Genomic DNA, 21,806 nt, shown 5'->3' with positions numbered 1-21,806 from the left:
TGAATGGGAGGGGGATCTTCATGATCCGCATTGATGGCGTGATCCGGCCCTTGTCGTGGATCAACGAGCGCGTGCTGAAGGCCGGCCGCGCCGTGGGCATCGCCGCAGTCGCGGTGATGGTGGCCGTCACCATCCTGCAGGTCTTCTGCCGTTACGTGCTGGGCAGCGCCCTTGCGTGGCCGGACGAGGCCGCGCGTTTCTGCATGCTGTGGATGACCGGGCTGATGGCACCCACCGCGATGCGTCGCGGGGGCTTCGTCGCGATCGACATCCTGCCGACCATGCTGCCGGCCTTTGCGGCGCGGGTGCTGAACCTGTTCCTGCTGCTGGTGTCGCTGGTCGTGCTGGTCGTCGCGCTGCAGATCGGCTGGTCCGAGATGACCGGCCTTGGCGGGCGCTTCGCCTCGGCCTCGCTCTATCTGCCGCTGAACCTCGAATTCAGCGAATGGTATCGCATTCCGCGGTCCTGGATGATGGCCTCGCTTCCGGTGGGCCTCGTGCTGCTGATCTCGGTCGGCGTCGAACTTGTCCTGCGCAACATCGCGGCCCTGATGGGGCACGACGTTTCGCTTCTTCCCGAATCCGAGGCCGAGACCGGCATCCAGGGGGTCGACTGATGCTTGTCTGGTTTCTTCCGCTTTTCCTCGTCTTCCTGCTGATCGGCCTGCCGGTCGTCTTCGGCATGCTTGCCGCGCCGGGTCTGCTGTTGTGGCTGAACGGGCAGGAACGCGATCTGACGCTGCTCTATCGCAACCTCTATAACGGGATGGACAGCTTCCCGCTGATGGCGATCCCCTTCTTCATGCTGGCGGGCGAGCTGATGAACCGCGGCGGGATCACCACCCGCCTGGTCGAGTTCGCGCAGGCACTGATGGGCCATTTTCGCGGCGGCCTGGCGCATGTGAACGTGCTGTCCTCGATGCTGTTCGCGGGCCTGTCGGGTTCGGCGGTCGCCGATACCTCGGCCCTTGGGTCGATGCTGATCCCCGCGATGGAGAAGCAGGGCTATACCCGCCGCTTCGCCGCCGCGATCACGGCGGCCAGCTCGGTCATCGGGCCGATCATCCCGCCCTCGGGCATCATGATCATCTATGCCTATGTCATGGGCGAAAGCGTGGCTGCGCTGTTCCTTGCGGGCATCGTGCCGGGGGCGCTGGTGGGCATCGGCCTGATGATCGTGGTCAAGCTGATGGCGGACAAGTACGACTTCCCCGTCGCCTCGAAGCGCTACAGCTGGGGCGAACGCGGGCAGGCGAGCCTCAAGGCGTTCTTCCCGCTGATGACGCCGGTCATCATCCTGGGCGGCATCCTGCTGGGCGTCTTCACCCCGACCGAGGCCGCCGCCGTCGCCGCCGTCTATGCGATGTTCATCAGCCTGTTCGTGCTGCGCACGATGCGCTTTGCCGAACTGCCCGACGTGCTGGGCCGCGCGGGGCTGACCTCGGCGGTGGTGCTACTGCTGGTCGGTGCGGCCATGTCCTTCAAGACTGTCGTGTCGCTGTCGCAGACGCCGCAGATGATGGCCGAGTTCATCCTGACCCTGACCGAGAACCCGCTGCTGCTGCTGTTCCTGATCAACGTGCTGCTGTTCATCGTGGGCATGTTCCTGGACGCGGGGCCCGCGATCATCATCCTGGCGCCGATCCTGGGACCGGTCTTCACCAGCATGGGCGTCGACAGCGTGCATTTCGCGATCATCATGTGCGTCAACCTGACCGTGGGTCTTGCGACGCCGCCGATGGGACTGGTGCTGTTCGTGGCCTCGGCGGTGTCCGGCGAAAGGGTCACGACCATTTCCCGCGCGATCCTGCCGTTCCTTGCCGTTGAAATTCTGGTCATTTTCCTGATCACCTATTTCCCGGCAATCTCGATGACGATCCCGCGTCTGACGGGATTCGCAAACTGAACGTACCATGGCCTGACAGGGAGGATTTCATGCCTGGAACCAAGAAGCTGACGCTGGCGGCAACGCTTGCGATGACGGCCTTCGCGATGCCCGCGATGGCGGCGGACTATACCATCCGCGCGGTCGCCAACTCGAACGAGGCGGACGAGGATTACGACGGCCTGCAGGTCTTCAAATCCTATGTCGAGGCCGCGTCGAACGGCGCGATCGAGGTCGAGATCTACATGGGCACGCAGCTCTGCTCGAACGGGGCCGAGTGCCTTCAGGGTGTGGCCGACGGCTCGATCGACGTCTACATCTCGACCTCGGATGGGGCGTCGGGGCTGTTCCCCTATCTGCAGGTGCTGGACCTGCCCTACATCATGGCCGACGACCGCGTGGCCGAGCGCGTGCTGACGGGCGACTTCACGCGCCAGCTGCGCGACATGACGCTGGCGGATTCGGGCGACACGCTGCGCCTGATGACCATCGGCAATACCGGCGGCTGGCGCAACTTCGCCAATACCGAGCGTCAGATCCAGACCCCCGAGGACATCGCGGGCCTGAAGATGCGCACGGTGGTGTCGGACCTGCCGCAGGAACTGGTGCGCGCGCTTGATGCCTCGCCCACGCCGATCCCGTGGCCCGAGCTGTTCACCTCGTTGCAGACGAACGTGGTAGAGGGGACGGCGAACGGGATCACCGACATCATGTCGATGAAGTTCCCCGAGGCCGGCCTGACGCATCTCACGCTGGACGGTCACGCCTATATGGGCGCGATGTGGTGGATGTCGAACCAGAAGTTCATGGAGATGCCCGAGGACATGCGGATGATCGTCGTGGACGGCTTCTCGCATCTGCAGCAGGCGACCTTCGAATCCCCCAAGCGCAAGTCGATCGCCGCCTACGAGGCCTTCGCCGAGGCGGGGGGCGAGGTCTACGTGCCCACCCCCGAGGAGAAGCAGGCCTTCAAGGAGGCCGCGCAGCCCGTCTACGAATGGTTCACCGGCAGCGTCGATGGCGGCGAGGAGATCCTTGCGGACTTCCGTGCGGCGGTCGAGGAGGCCGAGCAGGAGCTGACCGCGGAACGCACCCGCGACATCCAGTAAGCGGGACGATCCACCAAGACCGGAAGGGGGCCGCAGGGCCCCCTTCCTTCAAGAAGGGACAACGATGATCGCTGATTTCACCGCGCGGGTCCGCCCGCTTGCGCCGGGCCTTGGACTTGCCGTGATCCTGGCGATGGCCGCGCAATTCCTGTCGGACCATTACGGTGCGCCCGTGATGCTGATGGCCATCCTGCTGGGCATGCCCTTCCATTTCCTGACCGAGGACGAGCGCACGAAGCGCGGCATCGACTTCGCCGCCAAGGCGCTGCTGCGCACGGGCGTGGCGCTGCTGGGGCTGCGCGTGTCGCTGGACATGGTGCGCGACATCGGCTGGGGCTTCGTCGCGCTGATCGCCTTCTCGATCGCCGCGGTGATCCTGCTGTCGGTCGCGCTGGTGCCGCGGATGGGCCGCGACCGCGCCTTCGGGCTGCTGACGGGCGGATCGGTCGCGATCTGCGGCGCCTCGGCCGCCATGGCGATCGCCTCCATCCTGCCCCCGCGCGACACGGCCGAACGCGACCTGTCCTTCACCGTCATCACGGTCACCGCGCTTTCGACGCTGGCGATGATCGTCTATCCGATCCTGGCGGGCGCCATCGGGCTGGACCAGGAACTGACGGGGCTGTTCCTGGGCGCCACGATCCACGACGTCGCGCAGGTCGTGGGCGCGGGGTATTCCGTCTCGGACGAGACAGGCGACCTGGCGACCGTGGTCAAGCTGATCCGCGTGACCATGCTGGCCCCGGTCGTGCTGATCGCGGCGCTGGCCCTGCGCCGCGCCAGCCCGCAGCAGGCGGGCAAGCGACCGCCGCTGCTGCCGGCCTTCGTGCTGGGCTTTCTTGTCCTTGCGGCGCTGAACTCGGCGCATGTGGTGCCGGTGCCGGTGATCGACGCGGCCTCGACCCTCTCGCGCGCGCTGCTGGTCGCTGCGGTGGCGGCGGTCGGCATGAAGACCTCGCTTGCGCGGCTGGCCGATGTGGGGGCGGCGGCGATTCTGCTGCTGGTCGCGCAGACAGCGGGGCTGGCGGTGCTGATCCTTGCCGCGCTGGCATTGGGCATCGCCTGAACCACCGGAAATTTTGGCCACGATCCCAAGGGCTCCGCCGCATTTGCGCGCGGGGCCCTTCGCATTCCTTGACATCCGCCCGCGGGTATGTGAGCATTTGCCCATCGACGTGGCAAAAGCATAGTCGACCTAGGGAGGAATAAGATGACCGGAAAGACCTTGCGCGCCCTCATGGGTGCCAGTGCCATGACCGCGCTTGCCGCACCCGTCATGGCCGAGACGCTGACCATCGCGACCGTGAACAACGGCGACATGATCCGCATGCAGCAGATGACCGCCCCCTTCACCGAGGCGAACCCGGATATCGAGCTGGAGTGGGTCACGCTGGAGGAGAACATCCTGCGCGAGCGCGTCACCACCGACATCGCCACCAATGGCGGCCAGTACGACGTGCTGACCATCGGCACCTACGAGGTTCCGATCTGGGCGAAGCAGGAGTGGCTGGCCCCGCTGGAGATGCCCGCGGAATACGACGTCGACGACCTGCTGCCCGCCGTCCGCGAGGCGCTGTCGGTCGACGGCACGCTCTATGCCGCGCCGTTCTATGGCGAAAGCGCCATGGTCATGTACCGCACCGACCTGGTCGAGGCCGCCGGCGTCGAGATGCCCGACAGCCCGACCTGGGACGACATCAAGGCCGCCGCCGAGGCGATGACCGACAAGGACGCCGAGATCTATGGCATCTGCCTGCGCGGCAAGCCTGGCTGGGGCGAGAACATGGCCATGCTGACGGCCATGGCCAACAGCTATGGCGCGCGCTGGTTCGACACCGACTGGCAGCCCCAGTTCGACAGCGAGGAATGGAAGACCGCGCTGACCGACTATCTGGACCTGATGAACAATTACGGCCCTCCGGGCGCGTCCTCGAACGGCTTCAACGAGAACCTGTCGCTGTTCCAGCAGGGCAAGTGCGGCATGTGGATCGACGCGACCGTCGCCGCAAGCTTCGTGACCGACCCCGAGGATTCCACCGTGGCCGACAGCGTGGGCTTCGCGCAGTTCCCCAACAAGGACGGCGTGGACAACCACGGCAACTGGCTGTGGGCATGGTCGCTGGCCATCCCGGCATCCAGCCAGCAGCAGGACGCCGCCAAGAAGTTCGTCGCCTGGGCCACCGGCAAGGAATACACCGCCGCCGTCGCCGAGGCCGAGGGCTGGCGCGCAGCGCCTCCGGGCACGCGCACCTCGCTCTATGAGAACGCCGAGTACCAGGAGGCCGCGCCCTTCGCCGAGATGACCCTGAAGTCGATGAACGCCGCGAACACGCAGAAATCCTCGGTCCAGGACATCCCCTATACCGGCGGGCAGTTCGTCGCGATCCCGGAATTCCAGGGCATCGGCACGGCGGTCGGGCAGACCTTCTCGGCGGCGCTGGCAGGCCAGATGTCGGCGGATGACGCCCTGAACGCGGCACAGTCGAACGTGACCCGCGAAATGACCCGCGCAGGCTACATCAAGTAAGCCCGCGCGACCCTGCGCCGCCCCCACTCTCTCCTCCGGGGGCGGCGCGCCCCGACCATCCGCCAGAATCCGAAGGACCCTCGCCATGGCCACCCGCCAGACCCAGAGCCTTGCGCGGCTGATGCGCGCCCCGGCCATCATCCTGCTTCTGATCTGGATGCTGGTGCCGCTCGGGATGACGCTCTACTACTCGTTCCTGAACTACAACCTGCTGAACCCCACGGGGACCAGCTGGGCGGGTTGGTTCAACTACCGCTACTTCTATACCGATCCGGCCTTCTTCGAGGCTGTCGGAAACACGCTGGTCCTGGTGCTGGGCGTGCTGACGATCACCGTGGTGCTGGGAACCGCCATCGCCATGCTGATCGACAAGCCGATCTTCGGGCAGGGGATCGTGCGGATCCTGATCATCTCGCCTTTCTTCGTCATGCCGCCGGTGGCCGCGCTGATCTGGAAGAACATGATCATGCACCCCAGCTATGGCGTCTTTGCGGATCTGGCCAAGTTCTTCGGGCAGGCGCCCATCGACTGGTTCGCGCAATATCCGCTGACCTCGATCATCATCATCGTGGCGTGGCAGTGGCTGCCCTTCGCGACGCTGATCCTGCTGACCGCGCTGCAGTCGCTGGACGGCGAACAGATGGAGGCCGCCGAGATGGACGGCGCGGGCGCCGTGTCGCGCTTCATCCACCTGACGCTGCCGCACCTGGCGCGGGCCATGACGGTCGTGATCCTGATCCAGACGATCTTCCTTCTGGGCATCTATGCCGAGATCCTGGTGACGACCAATGGCGGTCCGGGCAACGCATCGACGAACCTGACCTACCTGATCTATCGCGCCGCGCGCCTGAACTTCGACATCGGCGGGGCCGCCGCCGGGGGCATCATCGCCGTCATCCTTGCCAATTTCGTCGCGATCTTCCTGATGCGCGCCGTCGGCCGCAACCTGGACTGAGGAGCATCCCATGGCACGCGCCGTCAAGACACGCACCCGGATCGGCTATTCCATCGCCGCATGGACCGTGGCGCTGATCATCTTCTTCCCGATCCTCTATACCGTCATCACCAGCTTCAAGTCGGAGCAGGAGGCCATCGCGGGCTTCGACCTGATCCCCTCGCTGACGCTTGAAAGCTACAAGGCGGTGCAGACGCAGAACGACTATTTCCGGCCCTTCGTGAACTCGGTCATCCTTGCGCTCGGCTCGACCGTCCTGGCGCTGATCGTCGCGATCCCGGCAGCCTGGGCGATGGCGTTCTCGCCCACCAAGCGGACCAAGGACATCCTGATGTGGATGCTGTCCACCAAGATGATGCCCGCGGTCGCCGTGCTGGTGCCGATCTACCTGATCTTCCTGCGCACGGGGCTGATGGACACGCGCACGGGGCTGGTCATCATCCTGATGCTGATGAACCTGCCGATAGTGATCTGGATGCTCTACACCTATTTCCGCGAGATCCCCGGAGAGATCCTGGAGGCCGCGCGGATGGACGGCGCATCGCTGCGCGACGAGATCGTCCACGTCCTGACCCCGATGGCCATTCCGGGCATCGCCTCGACCATGCTGCTGAACGTGATCCTTGCCTGGAACGAGGCGTTCTGGACCATCCAGCTGACCACCACGAATGCCGCCCCGCTGTCGGCCTTCATCGCATCCTTCTCCAGCCCTCAGGGACTGTTCTGGGCCAAGCTTTCCGCCGCCTCGACCATGGCCATCGCGCCGATCCTGATCATGGGCTGGTTCAGCCAGAAACAACTTGTCCGCGGCCTGACCTTCGGCGCGGTGAAATAAGGGGGAAACCTGATGGGCAGCATCACCCTTCGCAATGTCCGCAAGGCCTTCGGCGATGTCGAGGTCATTCCGGGCGTGGACCTGGACATCCAGGACGGGGAATTCGTCGTCTTCGTCGGGCCTTCGGGCTGCGGGAAATCGACGCTTCTGCGCCTGATCGCGGGTCTCGAGGATGTCAGCGGCGGTCAGATCATGATCGACGGGCAGGACGTCACCGAACATGCACCCGCGCGTCGCGGCCTTGCCATGGTGTTCCAGAGCTATGCTCTCTATCCGCACATGTCGGTGCGCAAGAACATCACCTTCCCGCTGAAGATGGCGCGGATGGACCAGGACGAGCAGACCCGCCGCGTGGAGCATGCGGCGAAGATCCTGAACCTGACGGATTACCTGGACCGCAAGCCCGGCCAGCTGTCGGGCGGCCAGCGACAGCGCGTGGCCATCGGCCGCGCCATCGTGCGGGAACCTTCGGCGTTCCTCTTCGACGAACCGCTGTCGAACCTGGACGCCGCGCTGCGCGTCGGCATGCGGGTCGAGATCAGCGAGCTGCACAAGAAGCTGGCGACCACCATGATCTATGTCACCCACGACCAGGTCGAGGCGATGACCATGGCCGACAAGATCGTCGTGCTGCGCGCGGGCCGGGTCGAGCAGGTCGGCAGCCCGCTGGAACTGTATCGCAGCCCCGCCAACCGCTTCGTCGCGGGCTTCATCGGCAGCCCGAACATGAACTTCCTCGAAGGGCAGGCGGCAGCCGATCACGGCGCCCATGCCATCGGCGTGCGTCCCGAACATTTCCGCATGTCCCTGACCGAGGGCAGCTTTGCCGGCACCGTCGGCGTGGCCGAGCATCTGGGTTCGGACACGTTCCTGCATGTCGATCTGGACGACGGCACCCATATCGTCGCCCGCGCCGAGGGTGAGTTTGCGGCCCGCCACGGCGACCGCGTCTGGCTGACCCCCGAGGAAGGCCGCGTCTATCGCTTCGACGCCGAGGGGCTGGCGATATGACGGCGCTGAACGACGCGAACCTTGCGCGGATCGACGCTGCCGTTCCGCAATACGACCGCAAGGCACTGACCGGGGGCATCCTGCATTTCGGTCTGGGCAATTTCCACCGCGCGCATCAGGCGGTCTATCTGGACCGTCTGATGAATGCGGGCGAGGGGCATGATTTCGCGATCATCGGCGCGGGGGTCATGCCCTCGGATGCGCGGATGCGCGAGGTGCTTCTGTCGCAGGACTGCCTGTTCACCGTGGTCGAGCAGACGGCCGAGGCATCCGAGGCCCGCGTGATCGGCGCGATGATCGACCATCTGCCCGCCGCGGATGCCGATGCCATCGTCGCGCGGCTGAGCGATCCGGCCATCCGCATCGCCAGCCTGACCATCACCGAGGGCGGGTATTTCATCGACGCCAAGACCGGGCATTTCGACCCCGGTCACCCGGCCATCGCGCATGACGGCGCGCATCCCGATGCCCCGCGTACCGTCTTCGGGATGCTGGTGGCGGGCCTTGCCGCGCGCCGCCGCGACGGCGTGCAGCCCTTTACCGTGATGTGCTGCGACAACATCCCCCATAACGGCGATGTCACCCGCGAGGCCGTGGTGGAAACCGCGCGCCTGTCCGACCCCGCGCTGGCCGAGTGGATCGCCGAGAACGTGGCCTTCCCGAACGGCATGGTCGACCGCATCACGCCTGCGACCAGCGACCGTGAACGCGCGATGATCCGCGACGAGTTCGGCATCGACGACGCGACCCCCGTCTTCGCCGAGGATTTCATCCAGTGGGTGCTCGAGGACCGCTTTCCCGCAGGCCGCCCCGCGCTGGAGAAGGTCGGCGTGCAGTTCGTGCCCGACGTGACCCCCTACGAGATGATGAAGATCCGCATCCTGAACGGCGGTCACGCGATCCTGGCCTATGCGGCAGGGCTGATGGACATCCATTTCGTCCATGACGCGATGCAGGACGCCCGTGTCGCGGCCTTCCTGCAGAAGGTCGAACGGACCGAGGTGATCCCGGTCGTGCCGCCCGTTCCCGACACCGATCTGGACGCCTATTTCGCCAAGGTGCAGGAACGCTGCGCGAACCCCAAGATCGCGGATACGGTGCGCCGGCTCTGCCTCGACGGGTCGAACAGGCAGCCGAAATTCATCATCCCGACCATCGCCGACCGCCTTGCGCGCGATCTGCCGGTCGACGGGCTGGCGCTGGAATGCGCGCTGTGGTGCCGGTACTGCGCGGGCACGACCGATGGCGGGGCGACCATCGCGCCGAACGATCCGTCATGGGACCGCCTGACCCGGACCGCACAGGAGGCGCGTCACGACCCGTCGCGCTGGCTTGCCATGGCCGACATCTATGGCGATACCGGGACCGATCCGCGCCTGGCCGAACCTTTCGCGAAATGGCTGGGAATGCTGTGGGAACGCGGGACGGCGGCAACGCTCGACGCTTATATCGGGGGGTAGGACAGTGACGGATGCCGTGATCTTCGACTGCGACGGGGTGCTTGTGGACAGCGAGCCCCTGGCCGTCGAGGAGATCGTGGCGATGATGCGGCGACTGGACCTGCCCATCGACGCGGCCCGGATCTACGACTGTTTTCTGGGCCGCAGCTTCCAGACCATCCTGGACGCGGCGCTGCGCGAACTTGGGGTCGATCTGACGCCGCATGTGGACGGCTTCCGGCAGGGACTGGCCGACCGGTTCCGGCGCGATCTTCGGCCCGTGCCGGGGATCGCGGATGCCATCGCGGCGCTGGACCTGCCGCGCGCGGTCGCATCCTCCAGCGCGCCGGACCGGCTGGCCCTGTCGCTGAGCGTGACGGGGCTGAAGCCGCTGTTCGGTCGCCATGTCTATTCCGCCACGCAGGTCGCCAACGGCAAGCCCGCGCCGGACCTGTTCCTGATGGCCGCCGACCGGCTGGGCATCGCCCCCGCCGCCTGCACCGTGGTCGAGGACAGCCCCGCGGGCGTGCGCGCGGCACATGCGGCGGGGATGCGCGTCGTGGGGTTCCTCGGCGGCAGCCATGCCGTGCCTGCGGGGCTTGCCGAGAGGCTGGCGCAGGAAAGGCCCCATGCCATCATTGAAAGCGCGTCGGAATTGCCCGACACTCTGGCCCGGCTGGGCTGAGGGGGAACGTTCCATGCTGATCGCTGCCGTCGATGTCGGATCGGCCCGCGCACGCGCGGGGCTGTTCACGCCCGACGGCAGGCTGGTCGCGCGCGCCAGCCGGGGCTTTGCGACCCATCCCTCGCCGGGCGGGCAGGCGGGCTTCGTCTTTGCCGAGATCTGGAACGCCGTGGCCGAGGCGCTGGCCGAGGCGCGCAGGATGGCCGGGGCCAGCCCTGCCGATATCGGCGCGCTGGCCTTCGACGCGACTTGTTCGCTGGTGGTCGATGCCGCCGGGTTCGGGCCCGATGTCATCGCCTGGCACGACCACCGCGCCGTGGCCGAGGCCGCGCGCATGTCCGCGCTGGATCATCCCGTCGTGACACGCGCGGGCGGGCGCGTCTCGCCCGAGATGCAGACGCCCAAGCTGATGTGGCTGAACGCCCATCGCCCCGAGATCATCGCGGCCGGGACGCCGATCCGCGACCTGTGCGATCACCTTGCCCATCGCGCGACGGGGGCGGGCGTGCGGTCGCTTTGTGCGGCGGCCGCGAAATGGCCCTATCTTCCGGGGCAGGGCTGGGCGCGGGATCTGCTGGGGCTGCTGGGCCTGGGGGGGCTGGAGTTGCCGGGGCGCGTGCTGCCTGCGGGAACGGCCATCGGCCCGCTTTCGGCGCAGGGCGCGGCCGAGCTTGGGCTGGACCGGAACTGCGTGGTGGCGGTGGGGCTGATCGATGCCTTCGCGGGGGCGCTTGGCGCGGCGCCCGACATGCCCGCGCTGATCGCGGGCACCTCGAACTGCGTGATGGCCAGCGGCGTTCCCGCGGCGCCCGCGCTGTGGGGGCCCTATCCGGGGGCGATCCTGCCCGACGAGGACGTGACCGAGGGCGGTCAATCCGCGACCGGCGCGACGCTGGAGCAGGTCCGCAGGCTCTATCCCGGCCCCGAGACGCACGAGACCATCCTTGCCCGCATCGCCGCCCGCCCAGAACCCGAACCGGGCCTGCACGTGCTGCCCGATCTGAAGGGGAACCGCGCGCCCTTCGCGGATCCGCAGATGCGCGGCGTGATCCACGGACTTGCGACGGGGGCGGACGGTCTGGACGCGCTCTATTGGCGGACGGCGGTTGGGGTCGCGCTTGGGACGCGGCAGGTGATCGGGCATATGGGCCTTGCGCCCGCGCGGATCGCGATGGCGGGCGGGCAGGCGCGTTCGGCGCTGCTGCGTCAGCTCTATGCCGACGTGACCGGGGCCGAGATCCACTGGCAGCCCGAGGATGCCGTCCTGCGCGGGACGGCCATCGCGGCGGCGGCCCCCCATCTGGGCGGCATCCGCGCCGCGCGCGCGCGTTTCGGACGCGAGGTGCAGGTGACGCATCCCGTCCCGGCGGCCCGCGAAAGGCGCATAAGGGACTGGCGCATCTTCCTGCGCATGCAGGAGCATCGCGCGGAAATAATAGAAATGTCGGGGGGTTAGGGTATGTATCTTGGAATCGATCTGGGCACGTCGGGGGTCAAGGCGCTGCTGATGGACGAGGTGCAGCGCATCGTCGGCTCGGCGACCGAGTCGCTGACCGTCCAGCGGCCTGCCTCCGGCTGGTCTGAACAGGACCCCGACGCCTGGATCGCGGCTGCGGATCGCGCGGTGTCGCGGATCGCGCGAGAGCATGGCCTGTCGCGGCTGCGGGGGATCGGGCTGTCGGGGCAGATGCACGGGGCGGTGACGCTGGACGCCGATGACCGCGTCCTGCGCCCCGCGATCCTGTGGAACGACACCCGCGCCCATGCCGAGGCTGCGGCGCTCGACGCCGATCCGGTGATGCGGCGGCTGTCGGGGAACATCGTCTTTCCGGGCTTCACCGCGCCCAAGCTGGTCTGGATGGCCGAACACGAACCCGATCTGCATGCCCGCGTGGCCCGTGTTCTGCTGCCCAAGGATTTCCTGCGGCTGTGGCTGACCGGCGAGCACGTATCCGAGATGTCGGACGCATCGGGCACCGCCTGGCTGGATGTCGCCCGTCGCGACTGGTCCGACGACCTGCTGGCCGCATCGGGGATGCGGCGCGACCAGATGCCGGCGCTGGTCGAGGGGTCCGAGCGGTCGGGGATGCTGCGCGACGCGCTGGCCCGCGAATGGGGCGTCGAGGGGCCGGTCACCGTCGCGGGCGGGGCGGGCGACAATGCCGCCACCGCGATCGGGGCGGGGACGGTCTCGGGTGGGCAGGGCTTCGTCAGCCTCGGCACGTCGGGGGTGTTGTTCGCGGCGACCGACCGCTTCCTGCCCGCGCCGGAAACCGCCGTGCATGCCTTCTGCCACGCGGCGCCCGGCATGTGGCACCACATGGGCGTCATGCTGCAGGCCGCCGCCGCGATCGAGTGGCTGGCGGGCATCACCGGCACGCCCGCGGCCACGCTGACCGCCGATCTGGGGCCGCAATCGGCACCGGGCCCCGAGATCTTCCTGCCCTATCTGTCGGGTGAACGCACGCCCCACAACGATGCGCAGGTGCGCGGGCTGTTCGCGGGCCTGGGCGCTGGCAGCGATCGCGCGGCGATGACGCGGGCGGTGCTGGACGGCGTGGCCTTCGCGCTGGCCGACAACCTGCACGCGCTGCGGCAGGCGGGGGCGGGGCCCGATGCGCTGCTGGCGCTTGGGGGCGGGGCGCGGTCGGATTACTGGCTGCGCAGCATCGCCAACGCGCTGGACCTGCCGGTCCTGCTGCCCGAGGGGGGCGATTTCGGCGCGGCCTTCGGGGCCGCGCGGCTGGGGCTGATGGCCGATACCGGCGCCGGGACCGAGATCTGCACCACGCCCGCCATCGCATCCGAGATCGCGCCCGATCCCGCGCTGGTCCCCGCCTATTCCGAGGGGCTGGCGCGGTTCCGCGCGCTCTATCCCGCCGCGCGATCCTGACCCAGCAATGCCGCGCCGGTCGCGGCATCGGTGACCAGCCCGTTGATCAGCCCGCCCCGCAGGGCCGCGCGGATCGCGGGCAGCTTGGCCTGTCCATGGGCAGCGGCGATGACCAGGGCGGTTTCCCTGGGCGGGATCGGGGCCGAGGCGACGCGGTCGTTCGACAGCCCCTCGATCAGCTGGCCGTCCTTGTCATAGGCCCAGCCTAGGATCTCTCCCTCGCCACCGGCCTTGCGCAGGGCCGCAAGGTCATTCGCGTCGATGAAGCCGTCGGCCAGAAGCGCCGCGCTCTCATCCATGCGGCCGACGCCGACAAAGGCCACCTCGGCCTCGGCGGACATGGCGATGACGCGGGCGATGCCCTGCTGCGCCAGCAGCGCGGTGCGCGTGTCGCCTTCGGGCAGGATCACCGAGACCGGCAGCGGAAAGCTGCGCGCAGTGACCAGATCCGACAAGGAAAACAGCACGTTATAGGCCGCGGTCGATCCGTCCGTCGCGATGTTCCCCGTCAGCGACACGATCCGGTGGTCGGGACAGTCGATATGCGGCAGCCGCGCGATCGCGGAACGCAGCGTCCGGCCCGTGCCGATGGCGATCGTCAGCGGATCGGCGCGGCGCAGCCACTGCTCCATCACGGCGGCAAGGTGATGGGCGACCCCGTCGGCGGGGGCATCGGCGGGCGCGATCTCGCAGAAGGACAGGTTCCAGCGCTCGCTGAGGTCGCGGGCGATCTGCATGCAGTCGGCAAAGGGATGGTCTATGCGGATCTTCACCAGCCCCTCGGACATGGCCTGCGCCACGAGGCGCTGCGCGCTTTGGCGGGATACGCCAAGGCGCGTCGCGATCTCGTCCTGGGTCAGGCCGCCGACATGCGCCAGCCAGGCCGCGCGGGCCGCCTGTTCCAGCTTGCGTTGCTGATCCGCCATCCCGACCTCCGAACTGATACGAGCTTCGGGATTAGGACGCGGGAAAGGGGCTGTAAAGTGCCGCTTGCCTATTGCGTCCGCCAGTCGATCCGCTAGGACCGGGATCAGCCAGCCATCGCCAGCCACTTCGTGTCCCCTGCAAAAGGTCCGTGCCATGGCCATCCTCCGCCCCCTGATCCTTGCCGCGCTGCTGCCCGCCATTCCCGCCGTGGCGCAGGATGCCGGAGACCTGGCCCGTCGCGGGACCGAGGCCGCCGAGGCGTTTCCCGGTTTCGCGAACCTGTGCGATCTGGACCAGCGGATGCGCGACGTGAACGCCCCCCGCGACCGCAGCGCCAAGCGCGGCGAGCGCCCGCAACGCCAGCCGCGCGAGACGCCCGGACTGCCGCCGATGCAGGTCTTCGACGAGCTGTATTTCCTGGGCACGGGGTCGGTCAGCGCGTGGCTCTATGGCGACGATGACGGATATGTCCTGATCGACACGCTGAACACCGCCGAGGAGGCCGAGGAATACGTCCTGGGCGGGATGCGCAGCCTGGGGTTGGACCCCGCCGACATCCGGGCGATCCTGATCACCCATGCGCATGGCGATCATTATGGCGGGGCGACCTATCTGTCGCAGAAGCTGGGCGTGGACGTGATGATGAGCGAGGCCGACTGGCGGCTGGCGGAACGCACCCCGCCTCATCCGCGCTTCGGCGCGGCGCCCGAACGCGGCGTCAGCGTCCGCGACGGGCAGGTCCTGCGGTTCGGCGATCACGAGCTGCGCGTGCTGCTGACGCCGGGGCATACGCCCGGCACCGTGTCGCCCATCTTCGCGCTGCATGATGGCGGGCAGGAACACATGGCCATCCTGTGGGGCGGGTCGGGCTTCAATTTCGGGCCCGACGTGATGATCTTCGAGGAATATGCCGCATCCGCCGCCCGCGCCCGCAACGAGGCCCGGGCCGCGGGCGTCGACGTGTTCCTGTCGAACCATGTCCGGCGCGACGGTGCCGACAAGACGATGGAGGCGCTGCGGACCCGCCCCGACGGCGCCCCCAACCCCTTCGTGCGCGGGGATAAGGGCTATGCCCTGTTCGACGTGCTGGAGAGCTGCGCATTGGCGCAGGCCGCACGTTTCGCGGATGTCAGCGCAGACGATCGCTGAGGAATTCGACCACCAGGGGCACGGTCTCTCCGAACAGGTCGCCGCCATGGCTTGCGCCCTCGACCTCGATGAAGGTCAGGTCGGATGCCGGATCGCGCGCCAGCAGGCTGCCATAGAGCCTGCGGCTCTGCAGCGGCGAGACGACGACATCCTGCGTCCCGTGCATGATCAGCATGGGCGGCAGTTCGACATCGGCGGGCAGGGCGGCCAGCTGGACCTGCGGGCTGGCAGCGTCGCCCGCCTGACGGTCCTCGGCGGGTTCGACGCCCAGCAGCATCGCCTCGGGGGTGGTGCCGGACATGTCCATCCCGCTGCGGTCGATGCCGTCGTCCTGCCGGTCCGCGGCGATCAGCGGCAGGTTCGAGGGCGCATACCACGACACGACCGCGTCCAGTTCGATATCGTCGTGGCGGCTGGCCAGAACCTCGGCCCACAGGGCCATGTGCGCCCCCGAGGATTGCCCCCAGACCGCGAAGCGGTCAGCGTCGTATCCGTAATCGCCGGCCCTGTCGCGCAGGAAGCGCATCGCGCGCAGCACGTCGTCGGATTGCGCGGGCCAGGTCGCATCCGTGCTGTAGCTGTAGTCGATCGAGGCCACCGCGATCCCCGCATCGTTCAGCGCCTGCGCCCGGTCGTGCAGCAGGACCTGCGTGCGGTCGTTGCGCATCCAGCGTCCGCCATGGATGAACATGACCAGCGGCGGGTTCTCGACATTGTCCGGCATATACAGATCCAGCGCGTTGCGCGCCCCGTCGCCATAGCGGATGCCCTCGGTCACCTCATGTGCCATCGCGCCCACAGCCCCCGTGCCGGTGATCGTCGCGGCCAGTATCGCCGCCGCCAGTTTGCCAGTCATGTCGCCGTTTCCCTGAAATGAAAAGATCCGGCCACTGCAATCGCAGGGCCGGACCAGGAAGCCCATACGGGCGGGGATCAACTTTCGTTGCCTGCCGGCACGCCGGTGCGGTGACGCATGCGCTGCAGCGCGTACATCCCGATGGCGCAGCCGAACCCGATCACGTCGCTCAGCATGCCGGGTTTCAGCATGGCCAGCGCCGCGACGATCAGCAGCAGCCGCTCGGGCCAGCCGATGCGCCCGAAGAACCAGCCGATGACGCCCGATGCCAGCAGATAGATCCCGAGCAGCGCCGAGACGGTCACATGCGCGGTGTCGAACCAGCCGCCCTGCAGCAGCAGCGCATCCGAGTAGAAGAACATGTAGGGCACCACGAAGGCCGCAAGGCCGATGCGGAAGCTCTCGACGCTGGTCTTCATCGGGTCGGACCGCGACAGCGCCGCCGCCGCATAGGCCGCAAGCGCGACGGGCGGCGTGATGGCCGACATGACCGCGAAGTAGAAGATGAAGAAATGCGCGACCAGGGGCTCGATCCCCAGGTTCACGAGGCCGGGCGCGATGACCGATGCCGCGACCGCATAGGCGGCGGTCGTGGGCATGCCCATCCCCAGGATGATCGACACCAGCATCGCGAAGATCAGCGCCAGAAGCTGCGACTGGTCCGCGATCCCCAGAAGCAGCGCCGAGAAGCGCGTCCCGATACCCGTCAGCGCGATGACGCCCACGATGATGCCCGCCGCCGCGCAGACCGCGACAAGCTGCAGCACCATCCGCGCGCCCTGGTCCAGCGCGTGCAGCAGCTGGCGCGGGCCCATGCGGTTCGGCGTCAGCCAGCTGACCATCGCCGCCGAGATCATCGCCAGCGTGCCGCTGCGGATGACCGACCACCCCGAGAACAGCGCCCAGATCAGCACCACGATCGGCGCGAACAGATAGATCTGCTTCAGCAGCAGCCCCAGCTTCGGCAGGGCGGAACGCGGCAGGCCCATCATGCGGAATTTCTGCGCGGTCAGGTCCACCATGAAATAGACCGAGGCGAAGTACAGCAGCGCCGGGATCAGCGCGGCCCAGACGATCTCGGTATAGGGGATGCCCGTGATCTCGGCCATGATGAAGGCGCCGGCGCCCATGATCGGCGGCATGATCTGCCCGCCCGAGGATGCGGCGGCCTCGACCGCGCCTGCGGTCTGGTTGCGATAGCCGACCTTCTTCATCAGCGGGATCGTCAGCGATCCGGTCGCCACCACGTTCCCCGCCGAGGTGCCGTTGATCATGCCCATCAGCCCGGACGCGAAGATCGCGACCTTGGCCGGACCGCCGCGCTTGTGGCCCGCAGCCGCAAAGGCGACGTTCACGAAATACGCGCCCACATGCGTCGCCTGCAGGAAGGCCGCGAAGACCACGAACAGGATGATGTAGGTCGACGAGATCGCGATGGGCGCCGACAGGATGCCGTTATCGGTGAAGATGTAGCTGAAGAAGCGTTTCGCGCCGTATCCCGAATGCGTCAGGATGCCCGGCAGCCAGGGGCCCGCAAAGGCATAGGCGACGAAGACGCCCGCGATGATGACCAGCGCCAGCCCCGCAAGGCGGCGCGTCGCCTCCAGGATGATGATGACGCCGGTGATCGCGGCCCACATGTCGCCGGGTTGCGCCATCGGCATGCCCGCGCGCATCTGCAGCACCCGAGAGAAGAAGATGATGTAGCCGACCGAGGCCATCGTCGCGCAGACCAGGAGCCAGTCCACGGCGGCGATGCGGGCGATGCGCTTGTCGGCGAACAGCCAGCCATGCAGGACGGCCAGCGCGGTCCCCAGGGTCAGCGGCAGGCCGAAGGTGGTCACGACCCATGCGGGCGGTCGGGCGATACCCGCGATCCACCATCCGCCCCACAGGGTCAGGATCGCGGCCGAGCCATAGAGGACCAGGACCGCCGCCAGTCCCAGCAGCAGGCGCGATGCCATGCTGGCCCGGGGCGCGTCGCCTTCCGGCGTGGTCTCGTGCGCGCCGAACAGCATGAAGGCCAGGACCAGGCCGCCGCCCAGGTGCAGCAGGCGATAGGTCCAGGTCTCCAGCGGGAACAGGTTCATCACCAGCAGGTGGAACAGCGTGTAGGCGGCGCAGGCCGCGCCGAACGCCAGGTTGCCGCGGCCCGCGAAGGCGCGCTGGTTCCCGGCGGGAAGTTCTTCGTCGACATCGGGGGTGGCCAGGATGGCCTGATCCGTGGTGTCGGTCTCGGCCGACGCGGGGTCGACCGCAGGGGTGCGGGTCATGGCGTTACCAGGATGATCGTGTTCGAGGGGATCGCGCGGGGCAGGTCGGCCCGGCCCCGCGCGGCGTCGTCAGCGGAGGTTCTCGGGGATCTCGATGCCCTTTTCCTCGAAGTACTGGACCGCGCCGGGGTGGAACGGGACGTATTCGTTGGTGTCCCAGTTCTCGGGCAGGGTCTCGACCGCCGAGGCGTGGACCTGCAGCATGCGGTCGTTGTTCTCCATCACCAGCTTCGTGATCTCGTAGGCCAGGCTGTCGGGCATGTCCTTGTGCGCGATGGCGAAGTTCCACATCGCGACGGTCGGGACATCCTCGGGCTGATCCTCGTAGGTGTCGGCGGGGATGGTGAAGCGCTGCATGGTCGGCACGGCCTCGACGAAGGCCGCGATGTTCTCTTCGGACAGGCCGAGGAACTTGACGTCCTGTTCGACCGCCAGCTGGCTGAAGGCGCCCGCAGGCAGGCCCGCGGCATAGACGAAGGCGTCGATCAGGCCGTCCGACAGCTGGCCGGCGGCATCCGACGCGCCCGCGAAGCTGGCGTTCACGTCCATGCCCTCGGCCTCGAAATAGCGCTGCCAGTAGGTGGCCGAGGTGCCGGTGGCGGGGCCCATGTTGACGCGCTTGCCGACCAGGTCGTCGATGGATCCGATCCCCGACGAGGTCAGGACGGCGGCCTGCAGCGGCGTCTGGTACATCGGGAACAGCGCGCGGATGCTCTCGGCGGGGACGCCCGGCATCAGCTCGCTCTCGCCCTCCATGGCCTCTTGCGCGGGGCCGAGGGTGGTGAAGCCCATCATCAGCTCTCCGGCATCGACCAGGGCGACGTTCTGGACCGGTCCGCCCGTCACCTCGACCGAGGTGGGCATGTCCAGCGTCTCGCCCATCATCGAGGCGAGGCCCGATCCCCAGACGAAGTAGGACCCGCCCTGCGAGCCGGTCGAGATGCCCATGCTGGACGGCCAGTCGGCGCGGTCCTGCGCAAAGGCGGGCAGTGCGGCGACCATGCTGGCTGCGACGATTGCGGTGAATTTCATTCGGTGCTCCTCCCAGTTTTTCGGGCGCCTCCGACACGCCCGTCCGATCAGATGAGGATGCAGAGGCGGACCGGCCTCTCTCAATCTCCAGTTTTTTATATTCCGATTCGCGATAATCAGGCCGAGGCTTCGATCCGCTCCAGATGCGCGTCCAGCGTCCGCATCAGCGCATCGCGGCGCGGGTCGCGGGTTCCGCGCGCCCATGCGGCGGCCAGCACCAGCTTGGACAGGGTGGAATGCTGCGGCACGTCCAGCGGCACGAAGCTGACCCCCGGCACCGCGATCCGAGAGGTCCAGCGCGGCACGATCGCAAGACCTGCGCCCGATGCGACCAGGTTGACGATGGTGTGCTTCTCCTCGGCGATCTGGGCGATGCGGGCGGTCAGGCCCGCATCCATGAACAGCTTGATCGTCAAGTCGTGCGAATGCGGGCGCGACCGCCTGTCGGGAACGATCAGCGGCACCTCGGCCATGTCCGCGATCGAGATGCGCGGCTGCCCCGCCAGCGGGTGGTCCGAGGGCAGGGCCACCACCGCGGTCTCGAAGAACAGGGTGCGGAAGGTGATGCGCGGGTCGCGCAGGTCGGGGGGGCGGCAGAACACGATGTCCAGGCTGCCCGACAGCAGCTTTGGCAGCAGGTGGATGGTCTTCTGCTCGATCAGCTGGATCTCGGCCTCGGGATGTTCGGCACGGAAAGCCGCCAGCAGCTGCGGCATCAGGCCGGCGGCGGCGCTGTCGATCGCGCCCACCTTCAAGGGCTGCGTGTCGTTCTGGCGCAGCGTGCGGATGCGGTCGGACAGCATGTCTGCCCGTTCGATCAGGTCGCGCGCATCCTCCAGGATGGCCTGTCCGGCCTCGCTCAGGGCGACGCTGCGGGTGGTGCGGTGGAACAGGCGGGTCTCCAGCCGCTGTTCCAGCAGCCTGATCTGCCGCCCGAGCGATGCGGGCAGCATGTCCATCGCCTGCGCGGCCCGCCCGAAATGCAGGTGATCGGCGGCGGTGACGAAGCACCGCAGCTGCTGGATGTCCATTTGCCCCCTCCCGGCATTATCGCGCAAAGGTATATAATCATCTGCCGATTGAGCTGTCGAGCGCCGCGGGGCTAGCCTTTCGTCATTGCCGCAAGGGCAGACGGAACAACGGACGGACCCAGCCATGAAAAACTACAAGATCGCCGCAATTCCCGCAGACGGGATCGGACCCGAGGTGATTGCCGCCGGCCTGCAGGCGCTCGAGGCGCTGGCCCGGCGCGATGGCGGGTTCGAGCTGGACGTGACCGATTTCGATTGGGGATCGGACCGCTACAAGAAGACCGGCGAGATGATGCCCGCCGACGGGCCGGACCAGTTGAAGAACTTCGACGCGATCTTCTTCGGGGCGGTGGGCGCGCCGGACGTGCCCGACCACATCACGCTGTGGGGCCTGCGCCTGCCGATCTGCCAGGGCTTCGACCAATACGCCAATGTCCGCCCGACGCGCATCCTGCCGGGCATCCATTCGCCGCTGGAGAATGTCGGCCCCGGCGATCTGGACTGGGTCATCATCCGCGAGAACTCGGAAGGCGAATACAGCGGCCATGGCGGTCGCGCCCACAAGGGCCTGCCCGAAGAGGTCGGGACCGAGGTGTCGATCTTCACCCGCGTCGGCGTCACCCGCATCATGCGCTATGCCTTCGAGATGGCGCGCTCGCGCCCGCGCAAGCTGCTGACCGTCGTCACGAAGTCGAACGCGCAGCGCTTCGGCATGGTGATGTGGGACGAGATCGCCGCCGAGGTTGCCAAGGACTATCCCGACGTCACCTGGGACAAGATGCTGGTCGATGCCATGACCGTGCGGATGGTCAAGAACCCCAAGAGCCTGGACACCATCGTCGCGACCAACCTGCATGCCGACATCCTGTCGGACCTTGCGGGCGCGCTGGCGGGCAGCCTGGGCGTCGCGCCGACGGCCAATATCGACCCCGAGCGGCGCTACCCCTCGATGTTCGAACCGATCCACGGTTCGGCCTTCGACATCACGGGCAAGGGCATCGCCAACCCGGTCGCGACCTTCTGGACCGCCGCGCAGATGCTGGAGCATCTGGGCGAGAAGCCCGCCGCCGAGCGCCTGATGCGCGCCGTCGAGAAGGTCTGCGCCGATGGGGTGATGACGCCCGACGTGGGTGGCCGCGCCACCACGCAAGAGGTCGCGGACGCCGTCTGCGACGCGATCCGCGGCGACAACCTGTAAG

At 67.7% G+C, this 21,806-nt stretch carries 19 protein-coding genes; 14 read left to right on the top strand and 5 right to left on the bottom strand.

The window, feature by feature from the left end; genetic code table 11:
• Positions 1-20 precede the first annotated feature (20 nt).
• The 12 genes from F804_RS0103520 to xylB all read left to right on the top strand — a co-directional run bounded on the left by F804_RS0103520 (position 21) and on the right by xylB (position 13,339).
• Positions 21-617 (top strand): TRAP transporter small permease, encoded by a 597-nt coding sequence (locus F804_RS0103520; protein ID WP_022706365.1) that lies wholly within the window; start codon positions 21-23, stop codon positions 615-617.
• Positions 617-1,906: a TRAP transporter large permease gene (locus F804_RS0103515; RefSeq protein ID WP_022706364.1), complete on the top strand. Its 1,290-nt coding sequence runs from the start codon at positions 617-619 to the stop codon at positions 1,904-1,906. Before F804_RS0103520 ends, F804_RS0103515 begins: the two co-directional genes overlap by 1 nt.
• Positions 1,907-1,935: 29 nt before the next feature.
• Complete coding sequence (locus F804_RS0103510) at positions 1,936-2,994, top strand: TRAP transporter substrate-binding protein (RefSeq protein WP_022706363.1); 1,059 nt, start codon at positions 1,936-1,938, stop codon at positions 2,992-2,994.
• Between the two features lie 64 nt (positions 2,995-3,058).
• A complete protein-coding gene (locus F804_RS0103505) occupies positions 3,059-4,060 on the top strand; it encodes a YeiH family protein (protein WP_022706362.1) in 1,002 nt (333 codons plus the stop codon).
• A 144-nt stretch (positions 4,061-4,204) separates the two neighbouring features.
• Positions 4,205-5,521, top strand: coding sequence for an ABC transporter substrate-binding protein (locus F804_RS0103500; protein ID WP_022706361.1), 1,317 nt, complete (start codon positions 4,205-4,207; stop codon positions 5,519-5,521).
• Positions 5,522-5,606: 85 nt separating this feature from the next.
• On the top strand, positions 5,607-6,476 hold the full coding sequence (locus tag F804_RS0103495) for a carbohydrate ABC transporter permease (RefSeq protein ID WP_022706360.1): 870 nt from the start codon (positions 5,607-5,609) through the stop codon (positions 6,474-6,476).
• 10 nt (positions 6,477-6,486) lie between these two features.
• Complete coding sequence (locus tag F804_RS0103490) at positions 6,487-7,311, top strand: carbohydrate ABC transporter permease (RefSeq protein ID WP_022706359.1); 825 nt, start codon at positions 6,487-6,489, stop codon at positions 7,309-7,311.
• A gap of 12 nt (positions 7,312-7,323) precedes the next feature.
• Complete coding sequence (locus F804_RS0103485; RefSeq protein ID WP_022706358.1) at positions 7,324-8,322, top strand: ABC transporter ATP-binding protein; 999 nt, start codon at positions 7,324-7,326, stop codon at positions 8,320-8,322.
• On the top strand, positions 8,319-9,782 hold the full coding sequence (locus tag F804_RS0103480) for a mannitol dehydrogenase family protein (RefSeq protein ID WP_022706357.1): 1,464 nt from the start codon (positions 8,319-8,321) through the stop codon (positions 9,780-9,782). The genes F804_RS0103485 and F804_RS0103480 overlap by 4 nt, the downstream gene beginning before the upstream one ends.
• Before the next feature lie 4 nt (positions 9,783-9,786).
• Positions 9,787-10,446 (top strand): HAD family hydrolase, encoded by a 660-nt coding sequence (locus tag F804_RS0103475; protein WP_022706356.1) that lies wholly within the window; start codon positions 9,787-9,789, stop codon positions 10,444-10,446.
• A 13-nt stretch (positions 10,447-10,459) separates the two neighbouring features.
• Positions 10,460-11,902 carry an FGGY-family carbohydrate kinase gene (locus tag F804_RS0103470; RefSeq protein ID WP_022706355.1) on the top strand — a complete coding sequence of 481 codons (1,443 nt, stop codon included), beginning with the start codon at positions 10,460-10,462 and terminating at the stop codon, positions 11,900-11,902.
• Between the two features lie 3 nt (positions 11,903-11,905).
• Entirely contained in the window at positions 11,906-13,339 is a 1,434-nt protein-coding gene (gene xylB / locus F804_RS0103465) for a xylulokinase (RefSeq protein WP_022706354.1), read from the top strand.
• On the opposite strand, the gene F804_RS0103460 is transcribed toward xylB, so the two are convergent.
• A complete protein-coding gene (locus F804_RS0103460) occupies positions 13,318-14,265 on the bottom strand; it encodes a sugar-binding transcriptional regulator (protein WP_022706353.1) in 948 nt (315 codons plus the stop codon). The two genes, xylB and F804_RS0103460, sit on opposite strands and share 22 nt — an antisense overlap.
• A 154-nt stretch (positions 14,266-14,419) precedes the next feature.
• Here F804_RS0103460 and F804_RS15525 point away from each other — a divergent pair, with 154 nt between their 5' ends.
• A complete protein-coding gene (locus F804_RS15525; RefSeq protein WP_022706352.1) occupies positions 14,420-15,415 on the top strand; it encodes an MBL fold metallo-hydrolase in 996 nt (331 codons plus the stop codon).
• Here the strand turns inward: F804_RS15525 and F804_RS0103450 are convergent.
• The 4 genes from F804_RS0103450 to F804_RS0103435 form a co-directional block, all read right to left on the bottom strand.
• The gene (locus F804_RS0103450) at positions 15,396-16,271 is read right to left on the bottom strand and encodes an alpha/beta hydrolase (RefSeq protein WP_211214605.1); all 876 of its coding nucleotides are present in this window, start codon (positions 16,269-16,271) and stop codon (positions 15,396-15,398) included. The two genes, F804_RS15525 and F804_RS0103450, sit on opposite strands and share 20 nt — an antisense overlap.
• Before the next feature lie 77 nt (positions 16,272-16,348).
• Positions 16,349-18,544, bottom strand: a complete 2,196-nt coding sequence (locus tag F804_RS0103445; protein ID WP_022706350.1) for a TRAP transporter permease — start codon at positions 18,542-18,544, stop codon at positions 16,349-16,351.
• A 69-nt stretch (positions 18,545-18,613) separates the two neighbouring features.
• Entirely contained in the window at positions 18,614-19,576 is a 963-nt protein-coding gene (locus F804_RS0103440; RefSeq protein ID WP_022706349.1) for a TAXI family TRAP transporter solute-binding subunit, read from the bottom strand.
• Between the two features lie 116 nt (positions 19,577-19,692).
• A complete protein-coding gene (locus tag F804_RS0103435; RefSeq protein WP_022706348.1) occupies positions 19,693-20,607 on the bottom strand; it encodes a LysR family transcriptional regulator in 915 nt (304 codons plus the stop codon).
• 124 nt (positions 20,608-20,731) lie between these two features.
• Between F804_RS0103435 and F804_RS0103430 the strand changes: the two genes are divergently transcribed.
• Entirely contained in the window at positions 20,732-21,805 is a 1,074-nt protein-coding gene (locus F804_RS0103430) for a tartrate dehydrogenase (RefSeq protein WP_022706347.1), read from the top strand.
• The last annotated feature ends 1 nt before the right edge of the window (position 21,806 follow it).

This window comes from Paracoccus zeaxanthinifaciens ATCC 21588 (assembly GCF_000420145.1).
Classification (GTDB): Bacteria; Pseudomonadota; Alphaproteobacteria; order Rhodobacterales; family Rhodobacteraceae; genus Paracoccus; species Paracoccus zeaxanthinifaciens.
This window is presented reverse-complemented; position numbering and strand designations above follow the sequence as displayed.

What these genes read in the sequence shown, in the direction of transcription:
- F804_RS0103520 (WP_022706365.1), top strand. Translation starts at nt 21, where the DNA reads ATGATCCGCATTGATGGCGTGATCCGGCCCTTGTCGTGGATCAACGAG.
- F804_RS0103515 (WP_022706364.1), top strand. Translation starts at nt 617, where the DNA reads ATGCTTGTCTGGTTTCTTCCGCTTTTCCTCGTCTTCCTGCTGATCGGC.
- F804_RS0103510 (WP_022706363.1), top strand. Translation starts at nt 1,936, where the DNA reads ATGCCTGGAACCAAGAAGCTGACGCTGGCGGCAACGCTTGCGATGACG.
- F804_RS0103505 (WP_022706362.1), top strand. Translation starts at nt 3,059, where the DNA reads ATGATCGCTGATTTCACCGCGCGGGTCCGCCCGCTTGCGCCGGGCCTT.
- F804_RS0103500 (WP_022706361.1), top strand. Translation starts at nt 4,205, where the DNA reads ATGACCGGAAAGACCTTGCGCGCCCTCATGGGTGCCAGTGCCATGACC.
- F804_RS0103495 (WP_022706360.1), top strand. Translation starts at nt 5,607, where the DNA reads ATGGCCACCCGCCAGACCCAGAGCCTTGCGCGGCTGATGCGCGCCCCG.
- F804_RS0103490 (WP_022706359.1), top strand. Translation starts at nt 6,487, where the DNA reads ATGGCACGCGCCGTCAAGACACGCACCCGGATCGGCTATTCCATCGCC.
- F804_RS0103485 (WP_022706358.1), top strand. Translation starts at nt 7,324, where the DNA reads ATGGGCAGCATCACCCTTCGCAATGTCCGCAAGGCCTTCGGCGATGTC.
- F804_RS0103480 (WP_022706357.1), top strand. Translation starts at nt 8,319, where the DNA reads ATGACGGCGCTGAACGACGCGAACCTTGCGCGGATCGACGCTGCCGTT.
- F804_RS0103470 (WP_022706355.1), top strand. Translation starts at nt 10,460, where the DNA reads ATGCTGATCGCTGCCGTCGATGTCGGATCGGCCCGCGCACGCGCGGGG.
- xylB (WP_022706354.1), top strand. Translation starts at nt 11,906, where the DNA reads ATGTATCTTGGAATCGATCTGGGCACGTCGGGGGTCAAGGCGCTGCTG.
- F804_RS0103460 (WP_022706353.1), bottom strand. Translation starts at nt 14,265, where the DNA reads ATGGCGGATCAGCAACGCAAGCTGGAACAGGCGGCCCGCGCGGCCTGG.
- F804_RS15525 (WP_022706352.1), top strand. Translation starts at nt 14,420, where the DNA reads ATGGCCATCCTCCGCCCCCTGATCCTTGCCGCGCTGCTGCCCGCCATT.
- F804_RS0103450 (WP_211214605.1), bottom strand. Translation starts at nt 16,271, where the DNA reads ATGACTGGCAAACTGGCGGCGGCGATACTGGCCGCGACGATCACCGGC.
- F804_RS0103445 (WP_022706350.1), bottom strand. Translation starts at nt 18,544, where the DNA reads ATGACCCGCACCCCTGCGGTCGACCCCGCGTCGGCCGAGACCGACACC.
- F804_RS0103440 (WP_022706349.1), bottom strand. Translation starts at nt 19,576, where the DNA reads ATGAAATTCACCGCAATCGTCGCAGCCAGCATGGTCGCCGCACTGCCC.
- F804_RS0103435 (WP_022706348.1), bottom strand. Translation starts at nt 20,607, where the DNA reads ATGGACATCCAGCAGCTGCGGTGCTTCGTCACCGCCGCCGATCACCTG.
- F804_RS0103430 (WP_022706347.1), top strand. Translation starts at nt 20,732, where the DNA reads ATGAAAAACTACAAGATCGCCGCAATTCCCGCAGACGGGATCGGACCC.